Genomic DNA, 20,233 nt, shown 5'->3' with positions numbered 1-20,233 from the left:
TCGTCGCCTGCGGGTCTCCGCGTTTGCGGCCCGAGGGACGCGACTTCGCTCCAATCGCCGCTCGATCATCGCCTCAGCCCGGCCATGAAGGTCTTTACTCGGGCAGGGTCGACCTGGTTCCACCAGACGCCGTCATGCTTCAGCGCACTGGCGATGATGATCCCATCGACGATGCCAAGGATATCGTTTGCATTATCGGGCGTCACGCCGCTGCCGACCAGCGTCGGTAGGCCGGCAGCCTCTTTGATCATGCGGATATAGCTCAGATCCGCAGCGTGCCCGGTGCGCTGACCGGTCGCAATGATGGCGTCAGCGTCGAAGAAAACCAGATCCTTGACCAGTTCCTCCATCGGGCGGTCGGCAACGATCGCATGTGCGCCATGCTTGACATGAGCATCGGCGAAAACGCGGATGCCGTTGGCGCGCAGCCTGGCGCGATAGCGTGCCGCGCGACCCGACTCCCCCTCGACAAAACCCTCGTTGGCGACATAGGCATTCGCCCATTGATTGACGCGGATAAAGCCCGCGCCAGCGGCACTGGCGATCGCAAGGGCAGGGATCGCGGCGTTAGCGAGCACATTGATGCCGACCGGCTTGCCGAGCTCGCGACGGATACGGTCGGAAACGACCGCCATATAGGCCGCTGTCTCCGGTCCGATATCGTCAGGTTTGGCAAAGGGGATGTCGCCATGATTCTCGACGATCACGCCATCGCATCCGCCATCGAGATAGGATCTCGCATCATCCAGTCCCCGCTGATAGATCGCCTCGACCGCCTCGCCGTCATAGCGCGGCGCGCCCGGAAGCGGCGCAAGATGAACGACACCGATCACCACTTTGGTGCGGCCGAAAAGTTCTACGAGCGCGTCGCCGCCTGATTGGCCGAGTTGGGTCATGAGAGCTCCGTTTGATCGATGAGCGCCGCCATTTCAGACGCGGAAGGACAGGATATCAGTGTGCCCGGGCGAGTCACCGCAATCGCCGCGGCGGTGAGCCCGAAGTTCAGCGCTGAAATAACCGACATGCCCTTGGCAAGCCCGCCAGCCAGGCAGCCGCAAAACACATCGCCGGCGCCGCTGGTGTCGAGCGCCTCGACACGTGGCGCCGGCAAACGAAGCGATCCCCCCCGGTCAGGGCCAAGGAAGAGACAACCTTCAGCGCCAAGTGTGATCACGACTGTCCCGGCGCCTTTGGCCGCCAGCGCGCCGGCTGCGGCTGCCATATCACCCTGGCCGGTCAGTTCTTTCGCCTCGGATTGATTCACCACCAACACCTGCGCCAGACGCAAGTCAGGCAGAGCCGCCGCATCGATAGGGCTGGCGTTCAGGACGGTACGCGCACCATTTTCCTGTGCTGCCAGCAGGCAGGCATCTATCGCGTCGCCTCGCAGGTTTCCTTGGCAGACAAGGATGTCGCCAAACGCAATCTGGCGCGCAAGTGCGGTTTGCGCGATTGGATCGAACGCCTCGCTGCAGGCGACACCGCTGACGATGAAGTTCTCACCGCTGGCCTCAATGACGATGGTCGAGCGGTCGCTTGGCAGGTCGAATTCAATCGCCTCGAGGTCGGACAACTCCCTGTCGAGGCGGCTCCTGATCCATGTGCCTGCGCGGTCCTTGCCGAGCGCCGTCCAAAACGTCACCGCAGCACCCGTGCGCGCGGCAGCAACCGCCTGGTTTGCTCCCTTGCCGCCGAGGCCGTCGGCGTAGCTGCTGGCGTTCAAAGTCTCGCCGGTGGCAGGGAAGCGGCCGACGCGAAAAATCGTGTCGACGCAGGCATTGCCGACGACATGGACATGCATCGCTCAGCTCTCACCGGTCGCCCAACTCAGCATCTGTTCGAACAGGGTTTTGTAGCCGTTCCAGGCAATGAACTCCGGTGGCAGCCAATGCGGCCCGACATCGGATGTCCAGGCCACAGTGCGGCCCTTGCCATAGTGGCCGGTGACGAGCAGTGGCAGCGATCCGTAGTCCGACGACACGGTTGCCAGAACTTCCGCCCCGTCTTTCGGCGTCACCTCGTTGAAGCCGAGCAGGACTGGCCAATCCGAACCGAGACCCTTCAGGATCGGATGGTCCGAGGAGCCTTTCAGGACAGGCGAAAACCCTTCCGGCACCTCGACGCGGTCGTCGAACGCGAGGCAGTTCACCGGCAGCACCTCCTCGACCGGCGTCTTGCGGTAGCGCGCGCCGCCATTGATGCCTTGGAAGCTATAGTAGCCGCCGAACATCAAAAGCCCGCCGCCGTCGCGCACATAATCGCGCAGCAGACGCAGACGGTTCGGCGTCGGCTTGGAGTGGACCCAGGTGTCGGGATGCAGAAGCAGTGTGTTGGCGCCGATGTCGGAGAGCACCACCGTATCATAGGCCGAAAGCGCCTCCATTGTTTGCGGAAAGCTGCGCTGTGCCTCATGCGCCGGCATGAAGGTCACGTCGAAGTCGGTCGACTTCAGCGCCGTCAGCAATTCGTCCGCGCCGGTGTGGTAGGTGACCGTCGGAAACTGGTCGAAGCCCTTAATATGGGTGGCGGTCGACACCCAGGATTCACCGGCAAGCAGGATCTTTTTCTTGGACATTTGAACTCCGTCATAAGTCTCAGCCGTAAGTTCGGGCCGCTTAGTTCTGCCGCGCGAACACGGCCTTCGGATTGGCGATCAGCATGCGGTCGATGGCTGGCTGCTCGACACCATGCCGTTTCAGGCGCGGTATGAAGTGCTTGAGGATGTAGCCGTAGCCGAAACCGCCGAAGCGGGTCAGCATGATCTTGAGGAACACATCCTGCGACAGCAGCAGGCGGTCGCCGAAGCCGGCCTCGATAAGTGCCGCGATCGCTCGCGCATTCTCTTCGTCGGAGGGCGATTGCGCGTCCTGATCGGCATAATAGTAATCCATGCCGATCATATCGTATTCCAAGAAAGCGCCGCGCCGGGCGAGGCTTGTCTGATAGTCGACATCGCTGTGGCTGGGGTTCATGTGGCAGAGCACCGTGTGGCGAAGATCGGCGCCCTCGGCCTCCACGACATCGAGCACCTCATGCGCCAGCCGCTCCCAGCCGGGCAGGTGGATCGACAGCGGCACGCCGGTGATGCGCGAGGCCCGCGCCGAAGCTTGCAACGATTTTCGCTCCTCGGCGGTAAAATCCTTGCTGACGCCGACCTCGCCGATCAGTCCGGCCAGGATCGGCGGCTGCGTCTCGCCGCCGCCGACGTCGTTGACGATGAACTCGGTCACTGCGTCGACATCCATCGCTTTTAGCCATTCGGGATGGGTGTGCTCCAGATAGAAGCCGGTCCCCATGACGATCTTCAGGCCGGACATGCGGCTGATGCGGGCGAGCTTTTCCGGCTCGCGGCCGATGCCGATATTGGTCGCGTCGACGACGGTGTGGCCGCCCAGCGCGCGATAGCGTTGCAGCTCAGACAGCGCCAGGTCACTGTCGTCGAGCGAAACATTATCGCGGTTGACGTAAGGGTTCATGCGCAATTCGCCGATGATCTCGATGTTCACCGGCTGCTCGGCGAGCGCCATGTCGTCGGGATGACAGGGACATTTCCAGCTGCGCGCGCCGTCGAGCAAGATGTGCTCGTGCATCAGCGTAATGCCCATTTCTTCGATCGGAACGGGGCCGAGCACGGTCATCACATGGCCGGTATCGACCCCGATCGCCAGCCGCTGCCTGGGAGCTGCGTCCTCGAAAAGATCACTCATAGGCTCAACGGCTCCGTACGGCGCCGCGGAACAGGCGGAAGTTCAGCCAGATGGCGATCAGGATGATCGTCCCGGTCACGATCGGCGTCAGGAAAGGCGACAGGTGCGCCAGGATCAGGCCGTTGCCGATGACGGCCACGGTAAGCGCGCCGAGCACCGTGCCGACGATCGTTCCGCGGCCGCCGAACAGGCTGGTGCCGCCAAGCACGACCGCGGCGATCACTTCGAGCTCAAAGCCTTGCCCGGCATTCGACGATCCGGATCCGAGCCGGGCCGCAATGATGATCCCCGCAAGTGCTGCCGCTGCGGCGGAAATCACGTAAACGAAAAGTGTCGTCAGCCGCGTGTTCACACCGGCGCGCCTAACCGCTTCGGCGTTGGCGCCGATGCCGGTCACGTAGCGGCCGAACGGCGTCTCGTTGAAGGCGATATAGGCGATCGCGAGGATCGCCAGCGCGATCAGCGCCGGCGCCGGCACGCCAAGCAACCAGGCGCGGCCCAGCACCGTGAAAGGGCTTCCCGGCTCGATGGGGATCGAGTAGCCGCCGGTGATCAGCAGCGCCACGCCACGGATCACCGAAAGCCCGGCAAGCGTGACGATGAAGGCCGGGATGCCCTCATAAGCGACGAAGTAACCCTGAAGCGCGCCAAGCAAGGCGCCCAGCGCAAGCATGGCGAGGATGACCAGCGGCCATGGCAGGCCCAGCTGCAGCAATGTCGCCGACAAGGTTGCCACTAGTGCCAGCACGGAGCCGACCGAAAGGTCGATGCCGCCCGTAGTGATGACGAATGTCATCGCCGCGGCGACGATCAGCAATGGTGCCGACTGACGCAGGATGTTCAGCAGATTGGGCGACGTCAGAAAGGCGTCCGTCGCCACCGAAAAGATGACGCTAACGACAAGAAAGAACAGCGCGATCGACACGACACTGCCATTGGCAAGCACCGCATCTCGCCACGTGCCTTCGCGGACCCTTTGAGACTGAGCGGAGTGGGTCAGGTCGCTCATGCCGGCGCTCCATCGCGATAGGCGCTGGTGGCCGAACGAGCGTTGAACTTGCGGCCCACGATCAGGTTGACGACATCTTCGATATTGGTTTCGCCGATCAGCCGCTCGGCGACGTTGCGTCCTTCGTACATGACCTGGATGCGGTCGCATACGAGGAATAGATCCTGAAGGCGGTGGGTGATCAGAATGACGCTGACGCCGCGCGCGCTCACGGCGCGGATCAGGTCCAGCACAGCCTCGACCTCGGCGACGGCAAGCGCTGCCGTCGGCTCATCCATAATCAGCACGGACGGCTCGAACGAGGCGGCGCGGCCGATCGCGATCGACTGTCGCTGTCCGCCGGACAGGTTTTCGACCTTAAGCCGCGTGTCGGCGATGACGATGCCGAGACGGTCGAGCATCTGGCGCGTTTGCTCGTGCATGCGCTTCTTGTCGAGAAAGGAAATGCCGGCGATGCGGCGGCGCGGCTCGCGGCCGAGAAAGAGATTGCCGGCGACGTCGACCGTGTCGCAGAGCGACAGATCCTGATAGACCATCTCGACGCGCGCTGCACGCGCCTCCGCTGGCGAGCTGAAGGTCACCGGCATGCCATCGATCTCGATCGTGCCGGCATCGGGAACCACCGCCCCCGACAGCACCTTGCTCAACGTCGACTTTCCCGCGCCATTGTCGCCGACAAGCCCCAGGACCTCGCCCGGCTTCAGCACCAGCGACACGTCATCAAGCGTCTGAATGGCGTTGTAGCGCTTTGAGATGCCGCTCATCCGCACCCGATAGGTCTCGCTACTGCTCATCTTCGATCCACGGGCTTTGCCAAGCGTCCGCGGCGTAGCCTCAAGCGGCGCCGCGGACCGGTCATCGACGGAGTTTACTGGAACATCGCGCGAAATTTGTCGACGTTGTCCTTGGTCACGATCGTCACCGGAATATTGATGATCGGCTCGACCGTTTCGCCCTTCTTGAGCTTGGTCAATGCTTCGACAGCGGCCTTGCCTTCACCGGCCGGATCCTGCTGGACGACCGCAACCACCCAACCATCGTCAATGCCCTGAATGACCTGCTTGGTCAGGTCCCAGCCGAACACCTTGACGTCGCCGGTGCGGCCTTGGCTGGTTACGGCCGAAACAGCGCCGAGCAGAGCCGGCTCGCCGGTCGCGTATAGCGTCGTCATGTCCGTATTGGCGGTCATCAAATTTTCCGAAGCGCTCATCGCGGTCTCCTGGACATTCTGGCCGTCGACCGTGTCGAGGAAGGTGATCGCCAGGCCGCTGTCAGTGACCGCCTTCTTGAAGCCGTCGAGCCGCTGGTTCTGGATGAACGAATTGAGCGCGCCGACGATACCGATCTTGGCAGTGCCGCCCATCTCCGACTTCACATAGTCGGCGTAGAATTTGCCGATATCCTCGCCGGCCTTGGCGTTGTCGACGCCAATGAACGCAACGTTGTCGCCGTCGGGAATCTGCGCGTCGATGGCGATCACGGGGATGCCGGCCGCCTTCGCGGCGGTGATTGCAGGCTTGACGCCGTTTACGTCGATGGCGACCAGAATGATGCCGTCGACTTTCTGTGTGATGTAGTTCTCGATCGCGTCATTTTGCGCGCTCGGCACATTGTTGGCATTGAAGATGACCAGCTTGGCGCCTGCGGCGTCGGCTGCCTTCTGCGCGCCCTCATTGATCTGGTTGAAGAACAGGGCCTGCTGGTTGATGTTGACGAGAGCGAACGTATCGGCGAACGCCGATCCCATCGCTGTCGAGCAAATGGCGATGAGGGCGGCGCAACGGAAGAGAAGTGTGAACGGACTCATTTACGGTTCCCCTTGCTTGCGGGCCAAACCTGTTCGGCTGGACCCATTGGTGCTACAGGCACGAGGCAAACATTCAAGAGACTTGAATATTTGTCAACGAATTTGATCTCTGAGCGCCCGTCAGAAGGTCGCTGGCGTGTTGACCCAGAAAATGCTGGCTCTCTCCTTGCCGATGTTGCGGTAATGGTGCGGCAGCTCCGACCTGAACACGAACGCATCTCCGGTGGCGAGATCATGGCTCTTGCCATCGACGATCAGCTTGATACGGCCGGCGAGCACATAGCCGACTTCTTCGCCGACATGCTGGATGGGACCTTCGCTCTCGCCGTCCGCCTCGATATGATGGATATTGCACTGCAGCAGGTGACCGGGCGAATACGGAATAATGCGCTCAAGCGAAATTCCTTCGCCGCGCCTCAGCGCGTCGAGCGAGATCAGTGGCCGCGCGCCTGCGCGGAACACGATCGCCTCGTCGTCGTCGACCTGTTCGAACATCCAGCCGATATTGATCTCCAGAACTTCGACCAGGCGGTGAAGCATGGGCAGGGATGGCGAAGCCTTGCCGTTCTCGATCTTGGACAAAAGGCTTTCAGAGCAGTTCGCAGCTGTCGCCAGCGCCTTCAGCGTCATGCCCCGTGTCTGCCGGGCGAGGCGCAACCGCGTTCCAAGCCGCGCGGCATTTACGGTGGCGTCCATTTCGGACTCCGGCCGTCGCCGATCGATTTTGTTCATCCGTTCGCCAACCATTCAACAGTCATGGGACAACTGTCGCGCGAGCAAAAGACAGCGGCGACCGATTTGCAAGTGATGATTTGTCAATTTCGACGCTGCAGTGCCTCGACCAGGTTTTGATAGCACGGATAAAGCAACTCAGCGTCAAACACCCGCCCTCTATAGCGACATCGGCCGTCCCCCGATCAACCCAGCGCCGACTGGAACAAAAAGCGTTCCTGCGTTGTTCTCCAACCGACCCGATGTTCGAAGGGGCTGGTTCATACGCCGGCCAGGGGCAATCCTCGCGGCAGGCGCTTGGCAGGCACGCGAAGAAGGGATGGCGAGGCAGATGGATCCTGACGATCTCAACGCAGAACGGATCGTCACTGTGTTCGGCGGGACAGGCTTTCTCGGGCGCCGGATCGTGAAGCGGCTCCTTGAAAAGGGTTTCACGGTCCGCGCCGCATCCCGCCACCCGGCTCGTGTGGGCCCGGTGTTTTCTTCGACTGCAAGGATGCCCGAAGCCGTCGAGGCGGATATATTGGATGCGTCCTCGATCGGCTCGGCCATTGCCGGATCACAGGCCATCGTGAATGCCGTCAGTCTCTATGTCGAGCAGGGCGCCCAGACGTTTGAGCGCGTGCATGTGGAAGCCGCAGCTGATCTTGCCGCCGCGTCGCGCGCTGGCGAGGTCGACCGGTTCGTCCAGATTTCGGGGATCGGCTCCGATCCCCAATCGGATTCGAATTATATCAGGGCACGTGGGCGCGGAGAAGAGGCGGTGGCGAGCGCATTTCCCGGCGCCATCATTGTGCGTCCCGCCGTCATGACAGGACCTGACGACGTTTTCCTCACGACCATTGTCAGGCTGATACGTCTCCTGCCGGTCTATCCGCTGTTCGGCGATGGTGGCACACGGCTTCAGCCGGTCTATGTGGAAGACGTCGCAGACGCAGTCGGCCGGCTGATCGACGGACGAAACAACAAGGGCTCATCCATATTCGAATTCGGTGGCCCGCGCATCTACACCTATAAGGAACTGCTGCGGGAAATCGCCCGACAGCTCGGTACGCACATCAGGCTGATGCCGGTGCCGTTTGCGGCGTGGGACGCCTTGGCCGGCGTCGCGGAACTCCTTCCGGCCGCGCCCCTAACGCGCAACCAGGTCGATCTTATGCGGCACGACAATGTCGCAGCAATCGGCGCGCCGGGCCTGAAGGAACTCGACATCGCGCCGCGGGACATCGAGGAGGTGATCCGCTTGATCGAACGGCGCGCGTGACGCTGCTCGGGCTCGTCACCTGCTTAGCAAGACTCTACGATCCTGACGGGAACCTATCGCCATGCGGCGGGTTGGTCGAGCTTGAGCCAATGAAGAAGAAGGAAAAGGACTATGGCCAGATGCGATCAATGCGGGAATGACTACGACAAGGCTTTCGAAGTGAAGCTGGCTGAGGAAACCTATACGTTCGACAGCTTCGAATGCGCGATCCAGAAGCTTGCGCCGCTCTGTCCGCATTGCGGATGCCGGATCATCGGACATGGCGTCGAACAAGATGACATCATCTACTGCTGCGCACATTGCGCCGCGGAGGAAGGTGCAAGCGCACTGACCGATCGCGCACCTTGATGCAACGCTACCAGGGTCATGGCCCCATGAGCCAGGAACACCGCTCGACACGGGCTTATTGGCAAGATGGAACCGTGCTAGCAAAGTCGTGACCAGCGAAAGCAACAAAAGGTCGGTTTGGCCGTTCTGATCAGCCGCATTTGCGGCGGGGCATTCGAAGACATGACTACGCCGCAAATCCTGTCGTTCGCCGTTATCTTCGTGATGATGGCGGCGCTCGTATGGGGCCGGTATCGATATGATCTGGTCGCAGCTGCGGCACTGTTGCTTTCACTCGCGGTTGGCATCGTGCCTTTTGACGAAGCCTTCAGCGGGTTCAGCGACGACATCGTGATCATTGTCGGCAGTGCCTTGCTGGTGAGCGCAGGCATAGCCCGCTCGGGCATCATGGAAGTTACCATCAAGCGCTTTGCTCCCAACCTGTCGGCTGTTCGGTCGCAACTGGCGCTGCTGGTGATCGTGGTTACGATCCTGTCTGCGTTTGTAAAGAATATCGGTGCGCTCGCCATCATGATCCCGATCGCCTTCCAGTTCGCGCGCCGGTCGAGCGTTTCACCCTCGATATTCCTGATGCCTATGGCCTTCGGGTCACTGCTCGGTGGACTCATGACGCAGGTGGGGACATCTCCCAATGTCGTTGTGTCCCGTGTGCGGGAGGAACTGACCGGCACCGCCTTCACAATGTTCGACTTTACACCTGTTGGAGCCGCGCTGGCCGCCGCCGGAACGATCTTCCTGGTGTTTTTCTATTGGCTGTTACCGGTGCGCGAAAAGCTGGGCGGGTCGGTGAATGAAGCCATCAACATCAAGAATTACCTGACAGAGGCCCGAATTGTCCGCGATTCGACGGTGCTTGGAAAAACCGTCGCAGACCTCATCAAGCTTTCCGGCGGCGATGCTGTCGTGACGTCGATCCTGCGCAACCGGACTATGCGGATGACGCCACTGCCCGACGTTGTCCTCAAAGTGAACGACATTCTGCTGCTTGAGGGCGACCCAGGGGCGCTGGATCGCCTTGTCTCCCAGGGCAAACTCAGCGTTACGGGCAACAGGGCCAGAGGGGACGACACGACCAGCGAGATGGTCGCTATCGAAGCCGTCATCGGTGAAAGCTCCCCTTTGATCGGCTGGACAGCCCAGCGCCTTGCCCTCTACCACCGCTTCAATGTCAACCTCCTGGCTGTCAGCCGTCACGGCGAGCGCCTCGACCGCAGGCTGGCCGAAGTCCAGCTAAGGCTCGGCGACGTCGTCGTGCTGCAGGGCAATGCAGCGACGATACCCGAGATATTGCGCGAACTCGGCTGCCTGCCGCTGGCAGAAAGGGCTATCCTGCTTGGTAGCGTCCGTAAGGGTATCGTGCCGGTAACCATCCTTGCTCTCGCTATGGTGGCGACTGCGTTCGGGCTGCTACCGGTCTCCGTTGCTTTCTTTGCGGCCGCGGTCGGGATGGTGCTTCTCAAGGTCATCCCGGTCCGGGAGGTCTACCAATCGCTGGATGGTCCAATCCTCGTCATGCTCGCCGTTCTCATCCCGGTGAGCGATTCGCTACGCAGTACAGGGGCGACAGAAGTGGTTGCCGGCGAGCTCGCCAAACTGGGGACCATTCTTCCGGCGCCCGGCGCACTGATGCTCATCCTTGTCGCCGCCATGGCCGTTACGCCATTCCTCAACAATGCCGCCACCGTTCTGGTCATGGCGCCTATCGCCGCCGAGTTTGCCGGCGATCTCGGCTACAGGCCGGAAGCATTTCTGATGGCGGTCGCCATTGGCGCCGGCTGCGATTTTCTCACCCCGATCGGCCACCAGTGCAACACGCTCGTCATGGGGCCGGGCGGCTACCGTTTCAGCGATTATCCACGTCTGGGACTGCCGCTATCGTTCCTCGTCGTCATTGTTGCTGTGCCGATGCTAATGATCGTATGGCCAATGAACTGATATGCGATGGACGGACCAATCCGGCTCGAACTTTCGCCGGCCGGCGAAAACTGTCGCATCACTAACGTGCTCAACTGTCGCATTATTAAACGGCTGCTACACATGTGTCCGGAACGGACCCTGTGAGCGATGGCTGGGGTTCCTGGATGCTTTTCGAACTTTTTGTCTCGCACCTCCAGCCGAATTGCGAGCGTTTGTGAAAGAGATCAGGATATCTGAACACGCTATGGGACAACCTTGATTGACGCATTGGCTCTCTAGATTCCCTCAGCGGTTCACGACAGAGAGGTCCAATTGGGCTGTCGCGTTTGCCAGCTCTCGGGGGTTCGAGCCGGAAGACCGCTACATCGCGAGGCTTACTATGGAAGAGGCGTTATTCTACTATCGGCGACGTGCGACTTATTCGAAAATTTTCCATTTATAGGGATAGAAGGTTGGTCGATTGCTTAGATGCCCGAAGTCGTCATCGAACGTCCTTAGTGTACATCTTATATATGCTCCTCGTTATCCTCAAAAGAGGCCGAGCGTTTGCAGCAGACTTTCGAATGTGACCTTTGGTTTCTTACCTGTTTGCCCATCCGGGTACATGTAGTCTTCGGACGACTGCTTGCGTATGTTGCTCGGGCTATACCCGAACTGCTGCGTGAAAGCTCGACTGAAATTCGCCGCTGAATCAAAGCCGATTGCTAGACCAACTTCGGCGACCTTTCGGGTGTCGGAAGGATCGGCTAACATTGCATGAGCTGCGGATAGACGTCGTCGACGAATGTAATTCGCAACGCCGCCGGACGTTTCGAAAAGCTCATAGAGCCGTGTCCTCGAGGTCGCCAGTTCCCGGGCGAGAGCATCCGGTGTCAGGTCGGGCGAGGCAAGATTGCTCGAAATGAAGCGTCTCGCCCGCGTCATCAATCCGATTTGTGAGATCTGATCGTTGCCGTCATCACGATCCACCAAAGGTGTAACCGCGTCGAATACCATTTTCCGCAAACGGTCCTTGATTCTAGGAAGGTCGTCTTGCGTGAAGCGATCGAGATTGGCTTCAACGCTTGACACAAGATCGATCAGCAGTTTGGCCCGGTGTCCACCCAAAACGACGTTGTTGCTCGCCGCCGGCAAGCTACCTCCATCGGCAAACAGATCGACGGGAACGATCAGGCTGATCGACTCCGTTGCCAGCGCCCGCCCGCTAAACGGATGCCCGAGCGAGCGGATTTCAATCATGCCCGGTTCATTTTGCGCGACACGTCCGTCAACTCCGGTCCAGGTGCGACCGGCGCGGAGAACGGTGATCTGCCAATGGTCAATTGGACTGAACCGCACCGCGTCTGGCGAGCGTTCGTAACTGAAGGCCGGAACGGTTTGTTGCAACAAAAGCATGCCGCCCAGATTCCACACCGCCTGCTGGACGACAAATCCATCCTCGGGATCCACATTGTTCGGCAGGCGCGAATCCATCAATACCGCCATATGCTCCCGCCAGGCAGCAAACTGCTGGATTGGTGGAAGGATTTCCGTCTCAAAGCGCAACGACGTCAGGACGGCCTTCTCCACCTCATCCTCGCCGAGTGGATCCTGCGACATGCGCGGCCAGCGGCGACGTTCGACAGATGTCGGCTCCCTGTCGTTAGGTGGGACCGTCTTATCCGACATCACTGCCTCCAGCCACGACCCGGAAGGCCGCGACGTCGCGCTGCTTCAGGAGATATGCCACCGTCATCGCCATGGAGAGGAACTGACCGACCGCATAGACAACATTCCGACCCTGCCAGCTTGTATGGAAAAACGACATGAAGGGGAAGCTTGCGATGGAAATGATAAGCGCCGCTCTCAAACCTCCTTCTTGCCGTAAAAATAGCGCGCGCCGATCCAGGTCAGGCAAAAGGAATAGATAATGATGGTATTGCCGATGGCGGCAGGCCAGAAGGCACCTTCATTACCCTGAATGGAAAGAACGATCCCTCCGATAAAGGTCAGAAATACTGACGTGAGCCGAATCCGGGAAGGCACGAAATCACGACAGGTCACGGCAACCGTAGCCAAGATTACACAGACAGTCATGGAATTCAGTAATATAACGACGATAACGTCAGAAATCCATCTGCAGCAACCTCACGTCACCTCCGAAGTGTATTGTTTATAAGATAAACAAAATCATTAGATACATTTAAGGCTCACTGTTTGTAGAGTAGTTAATTTTATCGCACCAAGTCAACAAAGCTAACCCTTAGCGGCTCGATCCTGAACCGGCCATGAATGGGTTTCTTGGCTCGCTTCGAGATAAAGACCTTTGGCAGCATCGCGGCTTCATCAGAATGATCGATGAAAAGGTTTCGGCCGGAGGCGATGGTGCGGTCGAGCGGGTCAGCTGCAAAAATGGACGCTTTGAAAAGTTTCCGGATTCCCTGATATCGCAACGTAGGAACCGGGGAGGTATTGGAAATCATCAGATTCACTTCAGGAAGAAAACCTGAAGTCTCAGTGCATTTAGACATCTACATGTCTTCCTTTTGGCACTGATGGTTTTTATGAATGAGGGCTCCCGTGAGTATCGCATTTCAGTCTGCAAAGTTGCAATCTGATCTTTCCTCGCAACGGAGGGTACTTGTCGCAGGCGGGGCCGGCTTTCTCGGATCACATCTGTGCGAACGTCTTTTGCAAGACGGCCATTCTGTTATCTGCGTAGACAATTTTTCCACGGGGCGGCTAGAGAATTTGCGCCACCTCCTGAACTACGACACGTTCAGCTTTGTGCGCCACGATATCGTGGAACGGCTCGATCTGCCGGTCAACGAGATCTACAATCTCGCCTGCCCGGCTTCACCGCCGCACTATCAGGCCGACCCGGTCCATACGATGAAGACGAGCGTGATCGGGTCGCTCAATCTTCTGGAACTGGCAGCACATTACCAGGCGCGGATTTTCCAGGCTTCGACCTCGGAAGTCTACGGCGATCCCCATGTGCATCCGCAGCCCGAAAGCTATTGGGGCAATGTCAATTCCTTCGGTCCGCGCTCTTGTTATGACGAAGGAAAGCGCTCTGCCGAGACTCTGTTCTACGATTTTCATCAGCAATACGGCGTCGACATCCGTATCGTGCGCATCTTCAACACCTATGGTCCGCGCATGCGCCCGGATGACGGCCGGGTCGTTTCCAACTTCATCGTGCAGGCGCTCAAGGGCGAGGACATCACCGTTTACGGCGACGGGTCGCAGACCCGTTCCTTCTGTTACGTGGACGATCTGATCGAAGGCTTCTACCGGCTCATGTACAGCCCTCAGGCGATCCACACGCCTGTCAACATCGGCAATCCCGGCGAATTTACAGTCGGTGAGTTGGCCGAGCAGATCGTGGGAATGACCGGCTCGAGCTCCAAAGTCGTCTATCACCCGTTGCCCGTGGACGATCCGCGCCAGCGTCGGCCCGACATCACAGTGGCCCAGAGAGAACTTGGATGGAAGCCGACCGTGGCGTTGGCCGATGGGCTGAAGTCGACGATCGCTTATTTCGAACGGCAGTTGAGGAAGCCCTCCGGAAAGCTGGCGGAGGCCGCCTGATGTCCGGCAAGAACGTACTTGTCGTTGGTGGCGCCGGCTTTATCGGCAGCCATACAGCCAAGCTTTTGGCCAGGCAGAGTTATGATCCGATTGTCTACGACAATCTATCCACGGGTCACCGGTCAGCCGTCCGATGGGGCGCCTTCGTTGAAGGCAACATCCTTGACTCGGAGCGGTTGACCCACGTCATGGATGAGTATCGCCCTATCGGGGTGATCCATTTTGCTGCATCGGCCTATGTCGGCGAATCCGTAGAGAAACCGGCAAAATATTATCAGAACAACGTCAACGGGACCCAATCGCTGCTGGACGCCTGCCAGAGAAGCGGAACGCGCAATATCATCTTCTCGTCAAGCTGCGCCACCTATGGCATTCCGGATCGCTTGCCGATCCGCGAAGGCGAGAGCCAGCGCCCGATCAATCCTTATGGACGCACGAAGCTCATCGCGGAGCAAATGCTTGCCGATTATTCGGCTGCCTATGCGCTGCGCTACGTGGCGCTGCGTTATTTCAACGCGTCCGGCGCGGATATCGACGGGGAAATCGGCGAAACCCACGATCCAGAAACGCATCTCATTCCGCGAGCCATGATGGCCGCTGCAGGCAGGATCGATTTTCTCGAAGTCTATGGCCAGGATTACGATACGCCCGACGGCACCTGCATTCGCGACTATATTCATGTCGCGGATCTGGCGCGCGCGCATGTGCTGGCACTCGAACATCTGATCAACTGCGGTGGCAATCTGGCCGTCAATCTTGGCAGCGGGCGTGGTACATCCATTAAGGAAATTCTCGAAGCGATCAGCCGGCTGACAGGTCGTAACGTGCCGGTCGAGATGCGCGCTCGTCGTGCGGGCGATCCTCCGGTGCTTTATGCCGATCCGGCGCTCGCTGCCGAAAAACTTGGCTTTCAGGCGCTCTATTCCGATCTCGATACGATAATTCGCACAGCGGCTCCCTTCTTCGGGCTCGAGGTGCGCTCATGAGAACGCCGCGCATCGCGCTGTCTGTTGACAGGGAAGAACCCCTGATGGTGCCGGTCTTCACCGGCCGAAAGCGCGTCGAGTACATTATGGGTGCGGTTTTGTGGGCGATGGCCGTCGCATTCTTCTGGCAATGGTGGGTTTTCGAAGCCACCCACACCAACATGGTCGGCTCAATTCTGGTGACGGCGCTTCTGGCGTGGATAACGCTTTTGCCAGTCTACTTCATCACCATTTTCTTCAATGCACGCCGGCCGCACGGACGGCTGCGTATTTCCGCAGGAAGTCGCGTGGCCATGGTGGTCACCAAGGCTCCATCAGAACCTTTTGAGGTGGTGGCCGAAACCTTGCGGGCCATGTTAGCCCAGAACGTGCCTCACGACACATGGCTGGCCGATGAGGATCCATCGCCCGCAACGCTCGCATGGTGCCGCGAACATGGCGTATTCGTTTCCACCCGCAAAAGTCGCGCCGATTACCATCGCCAGTCCTGGCCTCGCCGCACACGCTGCAAGGAAGGCAACCTGGCTTTCTTCTACGATCATTATGGCTACGACCGATATGATTTTGTGTCGCAGCTCGATGCCGATCATGTTCCCGAACCGGACTACCTATATAATATGTTGCGGCCTTTTGCCGACCCGACAATCGGTTACGTTTCCGCGCCCAGCATTTGCGATCGCAATGCACATGAAAGCTGGTCCGCGCGGGGCCGCCTCTACATCGAAGCGAGCATGCATGGGTCACTGCAAGCCGGATACAATAATGGCTTCGCGCCCGTATGCATCGGATCGCACTATGCGGTGCGCACGGCGGCATTGAAGGAAATCGGTGGGCTGGGGCCAGAACTCGCCGAGGATCATTCCACAACGCTCTTCATGAATGCCCATGGCTGGCGAGGGGCTCACGCGCTTGATGCCATCGCCCATGGCGACGGCCCACGGACGTTTGTCGATCTTGTAACGCAGGAGTTCCAGTGGTCGCGGAGCCTGGTGACGATCCTGTTGCAATACTCACCAAAACTGATCGGACATTTGCCGCTGCGTTTGAAGGTTCAATTCCTGTTTTCGCAGTTCTGGTACCCGCTTTACGCCTTCTTTCTTGCTCTGACATTCCTGTTGCCCGTGATCGTGCTGGTCCAGGGCGATAATTTCATCAACGTCACTTACCCGGAGTTTCTGCTCCATTTCATGCCGCAGTCGCTTATGATCCTGCTTCTGGCATTCTGGTGGCGGTCGAGTCGCACATTTCGGCCTATCGACGGCAAGATTTTTAGTTGGGAAGCGATGCTGTTTTTGCTGGCGCGCTGGCCGTGGGTTCTGGCTGGAACCTTTGCCGCGTTTCGTGACTGGATGACCGGATCCTTTGTTGATTTTCGCGTCACGCCAAAAGGCACGCCCGAAGTCGATCCGCTACCGTTTCGCGTGCTGGCGCCGTATGCCTTCGTGGTCCTGATCTCCATTCTGCCGGTCGTGTTCGTGCAGGATGCGTATCAAACGCGCGGCTTTTTCGTCTTCGCCATCATCAATGCATGCTTTTACTTGCTGCTGATTTTCATGATCTTGCTGCAGCATGGCAGGGAGAATGACGTGCGGATGAAAAGTCGCGCCTATCGCCCCGCGCTGGCAAGCAGTTTCATGGCCCTTTTGATGGTTACCAGCTTCGCCACGGTCGAGCGTGGACGCGACGGCATCGAGGCGCTCGCCTGGGGAACCAAAAGCTTTTCCCTGTTCGACGACAGCTTCTCAATTGCCGGGGCAGGCGTCGGTGGTCGCGCTGTTCACAAAACCATCTTCAATCCACGTTGGCGCACCAATGCTCCCAGCAATTCGGGCGCCGCTCATCTCGAGATGGCAGGAGGTTCCGGTGGCACTTTCTAAATCTGAAAGGGCTCTATTGCTGTCAGGTTTCCGGATGCTGACAGCAGTCGCTTGGGCAGTGTCCTGCATTGCTGCACCGGCCTTTGCCTCTTCCTCACAGGTTTCCGTTCTGCCGGAAGGGGCACGTCGCATGACAGCAGGCGAAATCTACGATCTCTATAGAGACAAGAGCTGGCAGTGGGACAGCGGAGCCGGACGAATGGTGGGCGCGGACCGGCAATTTTCGGCATGGACCGACGGTGAGACGGGCAAATCCTGGGCGGAAGGCCGCTGGATCATCACCGAGACAGGTTGGATGTGTCTCAACGCGACATGGCATTCCGAACAGGGTGTATTTCCCGCCAAGACCTGCTTTTCGCATCGCATCGATAATGGAACGATCTATCAGAAGCGCGAGCCCGGTGGTGAGTGGTATGCGTTCCGTAACGCCGAGGTCCACCAAGACGACGAGGCCAGCAAGCTGGTGTCCACCGATCTGGTTTCCCGTCAACTCGATGCCATCAAAGCCGCGCTTGGTGCGGCACAGCAATCTGAACAGTAAGAAAGGGAGGGGGCCTTGAAAAGTCTCTTTAAACTATCAGCAGCCTTGCTTTGCAGCGCATGCATTTCCGGTGGTGTCTATGCAGCCAGCGGCGTGTCGGGAGCGAGTGTCGACAGCCGCAATCAGTTTCGGGACAAGCGTCCCATCATCACGGCTGACTCCGTAACCCCCGGCGCCTACGATCCGCACGCGGATTATACCAACGATTCCAACTCAAAAATCGAACACCTTTTTCTTCCCTGGGAAGATGTGGATCTGGCAACGCTCAGCGCCGCAGATGCCTATGCGCGTGAGCGTGGACGTTCCCTGTTGATCACGGTCGAGCCGTGGTCCTGGGCGCGGGACTGGCGTGTAGGTCCTGAGGATTTGCTCGCCGGGATTTTGGGCGGGCGCTACGATGCCAATATGTCAGCGGTCTGCTCTGCGGCGGCGCAGCTGAAAAGCCCCGTCACTATCCGCTGGGCGCAGGAAATGGAAGATAATGACGGGCAATTCACCTGGGCTTTCTGGAAGCCTGAAGGTTATGTGAACGCCTACAGGCATGTCATCGACATATGCCGCAAGCATCTTCCGTCGGCCCAATACATGTGGTCACCGAAAGGAGAAGAAGGACTGGAAGCCTTCTATCCTGGCGACAAGTATGTCGACATTATCGGTCTGTCCGTCTTTGGCTATCAGCCCTATGACAAGCTGGAGGTCGGTCGTGATACGACTTTTGTGGAGCGCACAAAGCCGGGTTATGACCGTGTGACGGGCTTCGGCAAACCAATCGCCATTGCGGAGCTTGGCTACGAAGGTAACGACGAATATGCTCGTGACTGGGCCGCGGAAGCAAACAAGCCGCATGCCGAGTTCCCGGACATGACAGCCGTTGTCTACTTCAACGATCTTGAAGTCTATCCATGGCCGAGAAATGTCGGCCGGCCCGATTGGCGCGTGGCCAACCATCCGCTGGACTGATCCAAGTCGTTCGACAGAGTGGTTCGGCTTTCACCAGATGGCCGAACCGCTCCATCCCTTTATTTCTATGCGGTTCCAACGCAGGACTCTTACGCAGTCTTACTGGAATTGCCTTGGTGGAGAGGAAGTAAAATGTTTTCGATCCGTTCGATTATCTCAAGTGCGGTGCTGTTTGTGTTCTTGCTTGCAGGCAATGCCTACGCCGCTCCCAAACAACCGGCGGGCGACGCTATAGAAAAACGCGCCGCTGCCGCGACGCCGATGAAGGTCTCAGCGGTTGAAAAGCTCTATGCCGGCCGCACCTGGAAATGGCAAAACGGCGGTGGGTTCTATTCTGCGGAGACAACTGCTCGCGGGCTGTTCTCTGCAAATAGGAAGCCGTTCGCCGCTTGGTCGCGCAAACGGGCAGCATGGTCGTATGCGGAGGGAAACTGGTATGCGACCAATGGGGGCAAGCTCTGCATGCGCGCTCTCTGGACCAGCAAAGTAGCGAAAGGGAGTCTGGCAAGAAGCGGTGCAATCACATGTTTCCTGCACCGTGAAAAACATGGCGTCGTTTATCAGAAGCCTTTCATCGGTGGGAAATGGTATGTCTTTCGTCACAATCCCGCTCGCCGGGACGATGAGGCGCGCAAACTGGTCAAAGGAAATCGGGTAAGCAAAGAAGTTTCGCACCTTAAGGCGAATTCTCGATAACCGCGCAAAAACGGAGCCGCCGCGGCTTCAGGCGCGGCGGCTTCTGTCAAAACCAGGTCCAACATTAAACGCCTGGCTGATTCGAGACCCTCCGAGTGTAGCAACGCGCTTTCTGACCAAAGCCGCTCGGAGTGCAGACATAGGTGTTGCTGTTCAAGTACCGGGATGCTGATATCTTAACGACCTTGCCGACGGGTTTCTTATTGTAGCGAACATCGTTGTTAACTCGATATTTGACAAGGTACACGGACCGTGTCTCTCCCTCTGGCTTACGCATTTCGCCTGCTTGCGCGTTTGCGCCGAGAGCCACGGAAACAGAAAGCCCGATCGCTGCAATCGCCACTCTTCTAAAACGGTTCCGATGCGCAGTAGAAAACGTCATGTGCTAGCCTCCAATGTTATTGTTCTGGAGTGCGTTGTACCCAAAGGACTTTAGGTTCTGGTTTGAACTATCTTGATAAATTTAGACAAAATGTCGCATTCCTCATGCCTCAAGTGGGGCGATTTGACCAAAATGAGGCCGGCGGCGCGTCCGCCGATGGATGCGAAATTCCACTTCGCCCCTGCGGAACCCGCAGCTCAAGCTTGCCGACGCGGGTGAAAAGGGTGCGGCCGTAATAACCCGAGCGGTAGCCGAGCCGCTCCAGCGTCCACTCGCCCTTCGAGGCACTCAGCACTCGCTATCCTACGGCGAAGTCGCAGAGCATCTTTTATGGGGACAGTGGCAGTGGGCTCAAAGGTGGCGGGCAAAGTCGCATAAGATGCAAGTGGAACTCACGGCGACGTGTGCCGGGGTCGCCCCATCATAACCAGCCC

Annotated in this window: 21 protein-coding genes and 1 pseudogene; 9 read left to right on the top strand and 13 right to left on the bottom strand. The window is 58.9% G+C overall.

The window, feature by feature from the left end:
* Positions 1-65: 65 nt before the first annotated feature.
* From AC0L3L_RS07340 to AC0L3L_RS07305, 8 genes are all read right to left on the bottom strand, one after another.
* The gene (locus AC0L3L_RS07340; RefSeq protein WP_473637100.1) at positions 66-896 is read right to left on the bottom strand and encodes a BtpA/SgcQ family protein; all 831 of its coding nucleotides are present in this window, start codon (positions 894-896) and stop codon (positions 66-68) included.
* Positions 893-1,801, bottom strand: a complete 909-nt coding sequence (locus tag AC0L3L_RS07335) for a ribokinase (protein WP_473637099.1) — start codon at positions 1,799-1,801, stop codon at positions 893-895. Before AC0L3L_RS07335 ends, AC0L3L_RS07340 begins: the two co-directional genes overlap by 4 nt.
* 3 nt (positions 1,802-1,804) lie before the next feature.
* On the bottom strand, positions 1,805-2,575 hold the full coding sequence (locus AC0L3L_RS07330; RefSeq protein ID WP_473637098.1) for a glutamine amidotransferase: 771 nt from the start codon (positions 2,573-2,575) through the stop codon (positions 1,805-1,807).
* A 40-nt stretch (positions 2,576-2,615) separates the two neighbouring features.
* Entirely contained in the window at positions 2,616-3,707 is a 1,092-nt protein-coding gene (locus AC0L3L_RS07325) for a phosphotriesterase family protein (RefSeq protein WP_473637097.1), read from the bottom strand.
* Between the two features lie 4 nt (positions 3,708-3,711).
* Positions 3,712-4,716: an ABC transporter permease gene (locus AC0L3L_RS07320; protein WP_473637096.1), complete on the bottom strand. Its 1,005-nt coding sequence runs from the start codon at positions 4,714-4,716 to the stop codon at positions 3,712-3,714.
* Positions 4,713-5,510 (bottom strand): ATP-binding cassette domain-containing protein, encoded by a 798-nt coding sequence (locus tag AC0L3L_RS07315; RefSeq protein WP_473637095.1) that lies wholly within the window; start codon positions 5,508-5,510, stop codon positions 4,713-4,715. The genes AC0L3L_RS07320 and AC0L3L_RS07315 overlap by 4 nt, the downstream gene beginning before the upstream one ends.
* 74 nt (positions 5,511-5,584) lie before the next feature.
* Positions 5,585-6,523, bottom strand: coding sequence for an ABC transporter substrate-binding protein (locus AC0L3L_RS07310; RefSeq protein ID WP_473637094.1), 939 nt, complete (start codon positions 6,521-6,523; stop codon positions 5,585-5,587).
* Positions 6,524-6,643: 120 nt separating this feature from the next.
* Complete coding sequence (locus AC0L3L_RS07305; RefSeq protein ID WP_473637093.1) at positions 6,644-7,255, bottom strand: cupin domain-containing protein; 612 nt, start codon at positions 7,253-7,255, stop codon at positions 6,644-6,646.
* Positions 7,256-7,586: 331 nt separating this feature from the next.
* Here AC0L3L_RS07305 and AC0L3L_RS07300 point away from each other — a divergent pair, with 331 nt between their 5' ends.
* From AC0L3L_RS07300 to AC0L3L_RS07290, 3 genes are all read left to right on the top strand, one after another.
* Complete coding sequence (locus AC0L3L_RS07300; protein WP_473637092.1) at positions 7,587-8,519, top strand: complex I NDUFA9 subunit family protein; 933 nt, start codon at positions 7,587-7,589, stop codon at positions 8,517-8,519.
* Positions 8,520-8,630: 111 nt separating this feature from the next.
* Positions 8,631-8,867 (top strand): hypothetical protein, encoded by a 237-nt coding sequence (locus AC0L3L_RS07295; RefSeq protein WP_077381301.1) that lies wholly within the window; start codon positions 8,631-8,633, stop codon positions 8,865-8,867.
* Positions 8,868-9,029: 162 nt separating this feature from the next.
* Positions 9,030-10,802 carry an SLC13 family permease gene (locus tag AC0L3L_RS07290; RefSeq protein WP_473637091.1) on the top strand — a complete coding sequence of 591 codons (1,773 nt, stop codon included), beginning with the start codon at positions 9,030-9,032 and terminating at the stop codon, positions 10,800-10,802.
* Positions 10,803-11,312: 510 nt separating this feature from the next.
* On the opposite strand, the gene AC0L3L_RS07285 is transcribed toward AC0L3L_RS07290, so the two are convergent.
* The 3 genes from AC0L3L_RS07285 to AC0L3L_RS07275 form a co-directional block, all read right to left on the bottom strand.
* Complete coding sequence (locus AC0L3L_RS07285; protein ID WP_473637090.1) at positions 11,313-12,452, bottom strand: helix-turn-helix domain-containing protein; 1,140 nt, start codon at positions 12,450-12,452, stop codon at positions 11,313-11,315.
* Between the two features lie 177 nt (positions 12,453-12,629).
* Positions 12,630-12,842, bottom strand: a complete 213-nt coding sequence (locus tag AC0L3L_RS07280) for a hypothetical protein (protein ID WP_473637089.1) — start codon at positions 12,840-12,842, stop codon at positions 12,630-12,632.
* Positions 12,843-12,997: 155 nt separating this feature from the next.
* A complete protein-coding gene (locus tag AC0L3L_RS07275) occupies positions 12,998-13,294 on the bottom strand; it encodes a hypothetical protein (RefSeq protein WP_473637088.1) in 297 nt (98 codons plus the stop codon).
* A 37-nt stretch (positions 13,295-13,331) separates the two neighbouring features.
* Between AC0L3L_RS07275 and AC0L3L_RS07270 the strand changes: the two genes are divergently transcribed.
* From AC0L3L_RS07270 to AC0L3L_RS07245, 6 genes are all read left to right on the top strand, one after another.
* Positions 13,332-14,357 carry a UDP-glucuronic acid decarboxylase family protein gene (locus AC0L3L_RS07270; RefSeq protein WP_473637087.1) on the top strand — a complete coding sequence of 342 codons (1,026 nt, stop codon included), beginning with the start codon at positions 13,332-13,334 and terminating at the stop codon, positions 14,355-14,357.
* The gene (gene galE, locus AC0L3L_RS07265) at positions 14,357-15,343 is read left to right on the top strand and encodes a UDP-glucose 4-epimerase GalE (protein ID WP_095495269.1); all 987 of its coding nucleotides are present in this window, start codon (positions 14,357-14,359) and stop codon (positions 15,341-15,343) included. Before AC0L3L_RS07270 ends, galE begins: the two co-directional genes overlap by 1 nt.
* Entirely contained in the window at positions 15,340-17,220 is a 1,881-nt protein-coding gene (locus AC0L3L_RS07260; RefSeq protein WP_473637086.1) for a glycosyltransferase family 2 protein, read from the top strand. The genes galE and AC0L3L_RS07260 overlap by 4 nt, the downstream gene beginning before the upstream one ends.
* Before the next feature lie 34 nt (positions 17,221-17,254).
* On the top strand, positions 17,255-17,761 hold the full coding sequence (locus AC0L3L_RS07255) for a DUF995 domain-containing protein (protein ID WP_077381293.1): 507 nt from the start codon (positions 17,255-17,257) through the stop codon (positions 17,759-17,761).
* Positions 17,762-17,776: 15 nt separating this feature from the next.
* Positions 17,777-18,721, top strand: a complete 945-nt coding sequence (locus tag AC0L3L_RS07250; RefSeq protein ID WP_473637085.1) for a glycoside hydrolase family 26 protein — start codon at positions 17,777-17,779, stop codon at positions 18,719-18,721.
* Between the two features lie 132 nt (positions 18,722-18,853).
* The gene (locus AC0L3L_RS07245) at positions 18,854-19,417 is read left to right on the top strand and encodes a DUF995 domain-containing protein (protein WP_123147110.1); all 564 of its coding nucleotides are present in this window, start codon (positions 18,854-18,856) and stop codon (positions 19,415-19,417) included.
* 64 nt (positions 19,418-19,481) lie between these two features.
* Here the strand turns inward: AC0L3L_RS07245 and AC0L3L_RS07240 are convergent, their stop codons facing one another.
* A complete protein-coding gene (locus AC0L3L_RS07240; protein WP_473637084.1) occupies positions 19,482-19,799 on the bottom strand; it encodes a hypothetical protein in 318 nt (105 codons plus the stop codon).
* Positions 19,800-19,968: 169 nt separating this feature from the next.
* Positions 19,969-20,091: pseudogene (locus AC0L3L_RS07235) on the bottom strand (transposase); the annotation flags it as partial.
* Positions 20,092-20,233: the final 142 nt, after the last annotated feature.

This window comes from Mesorhizobium sp. WSM4849 (assembly GCF_055811385.1).
This window is presented reverse-complemented; position numbering and strand designations above follow the sequence as displayed.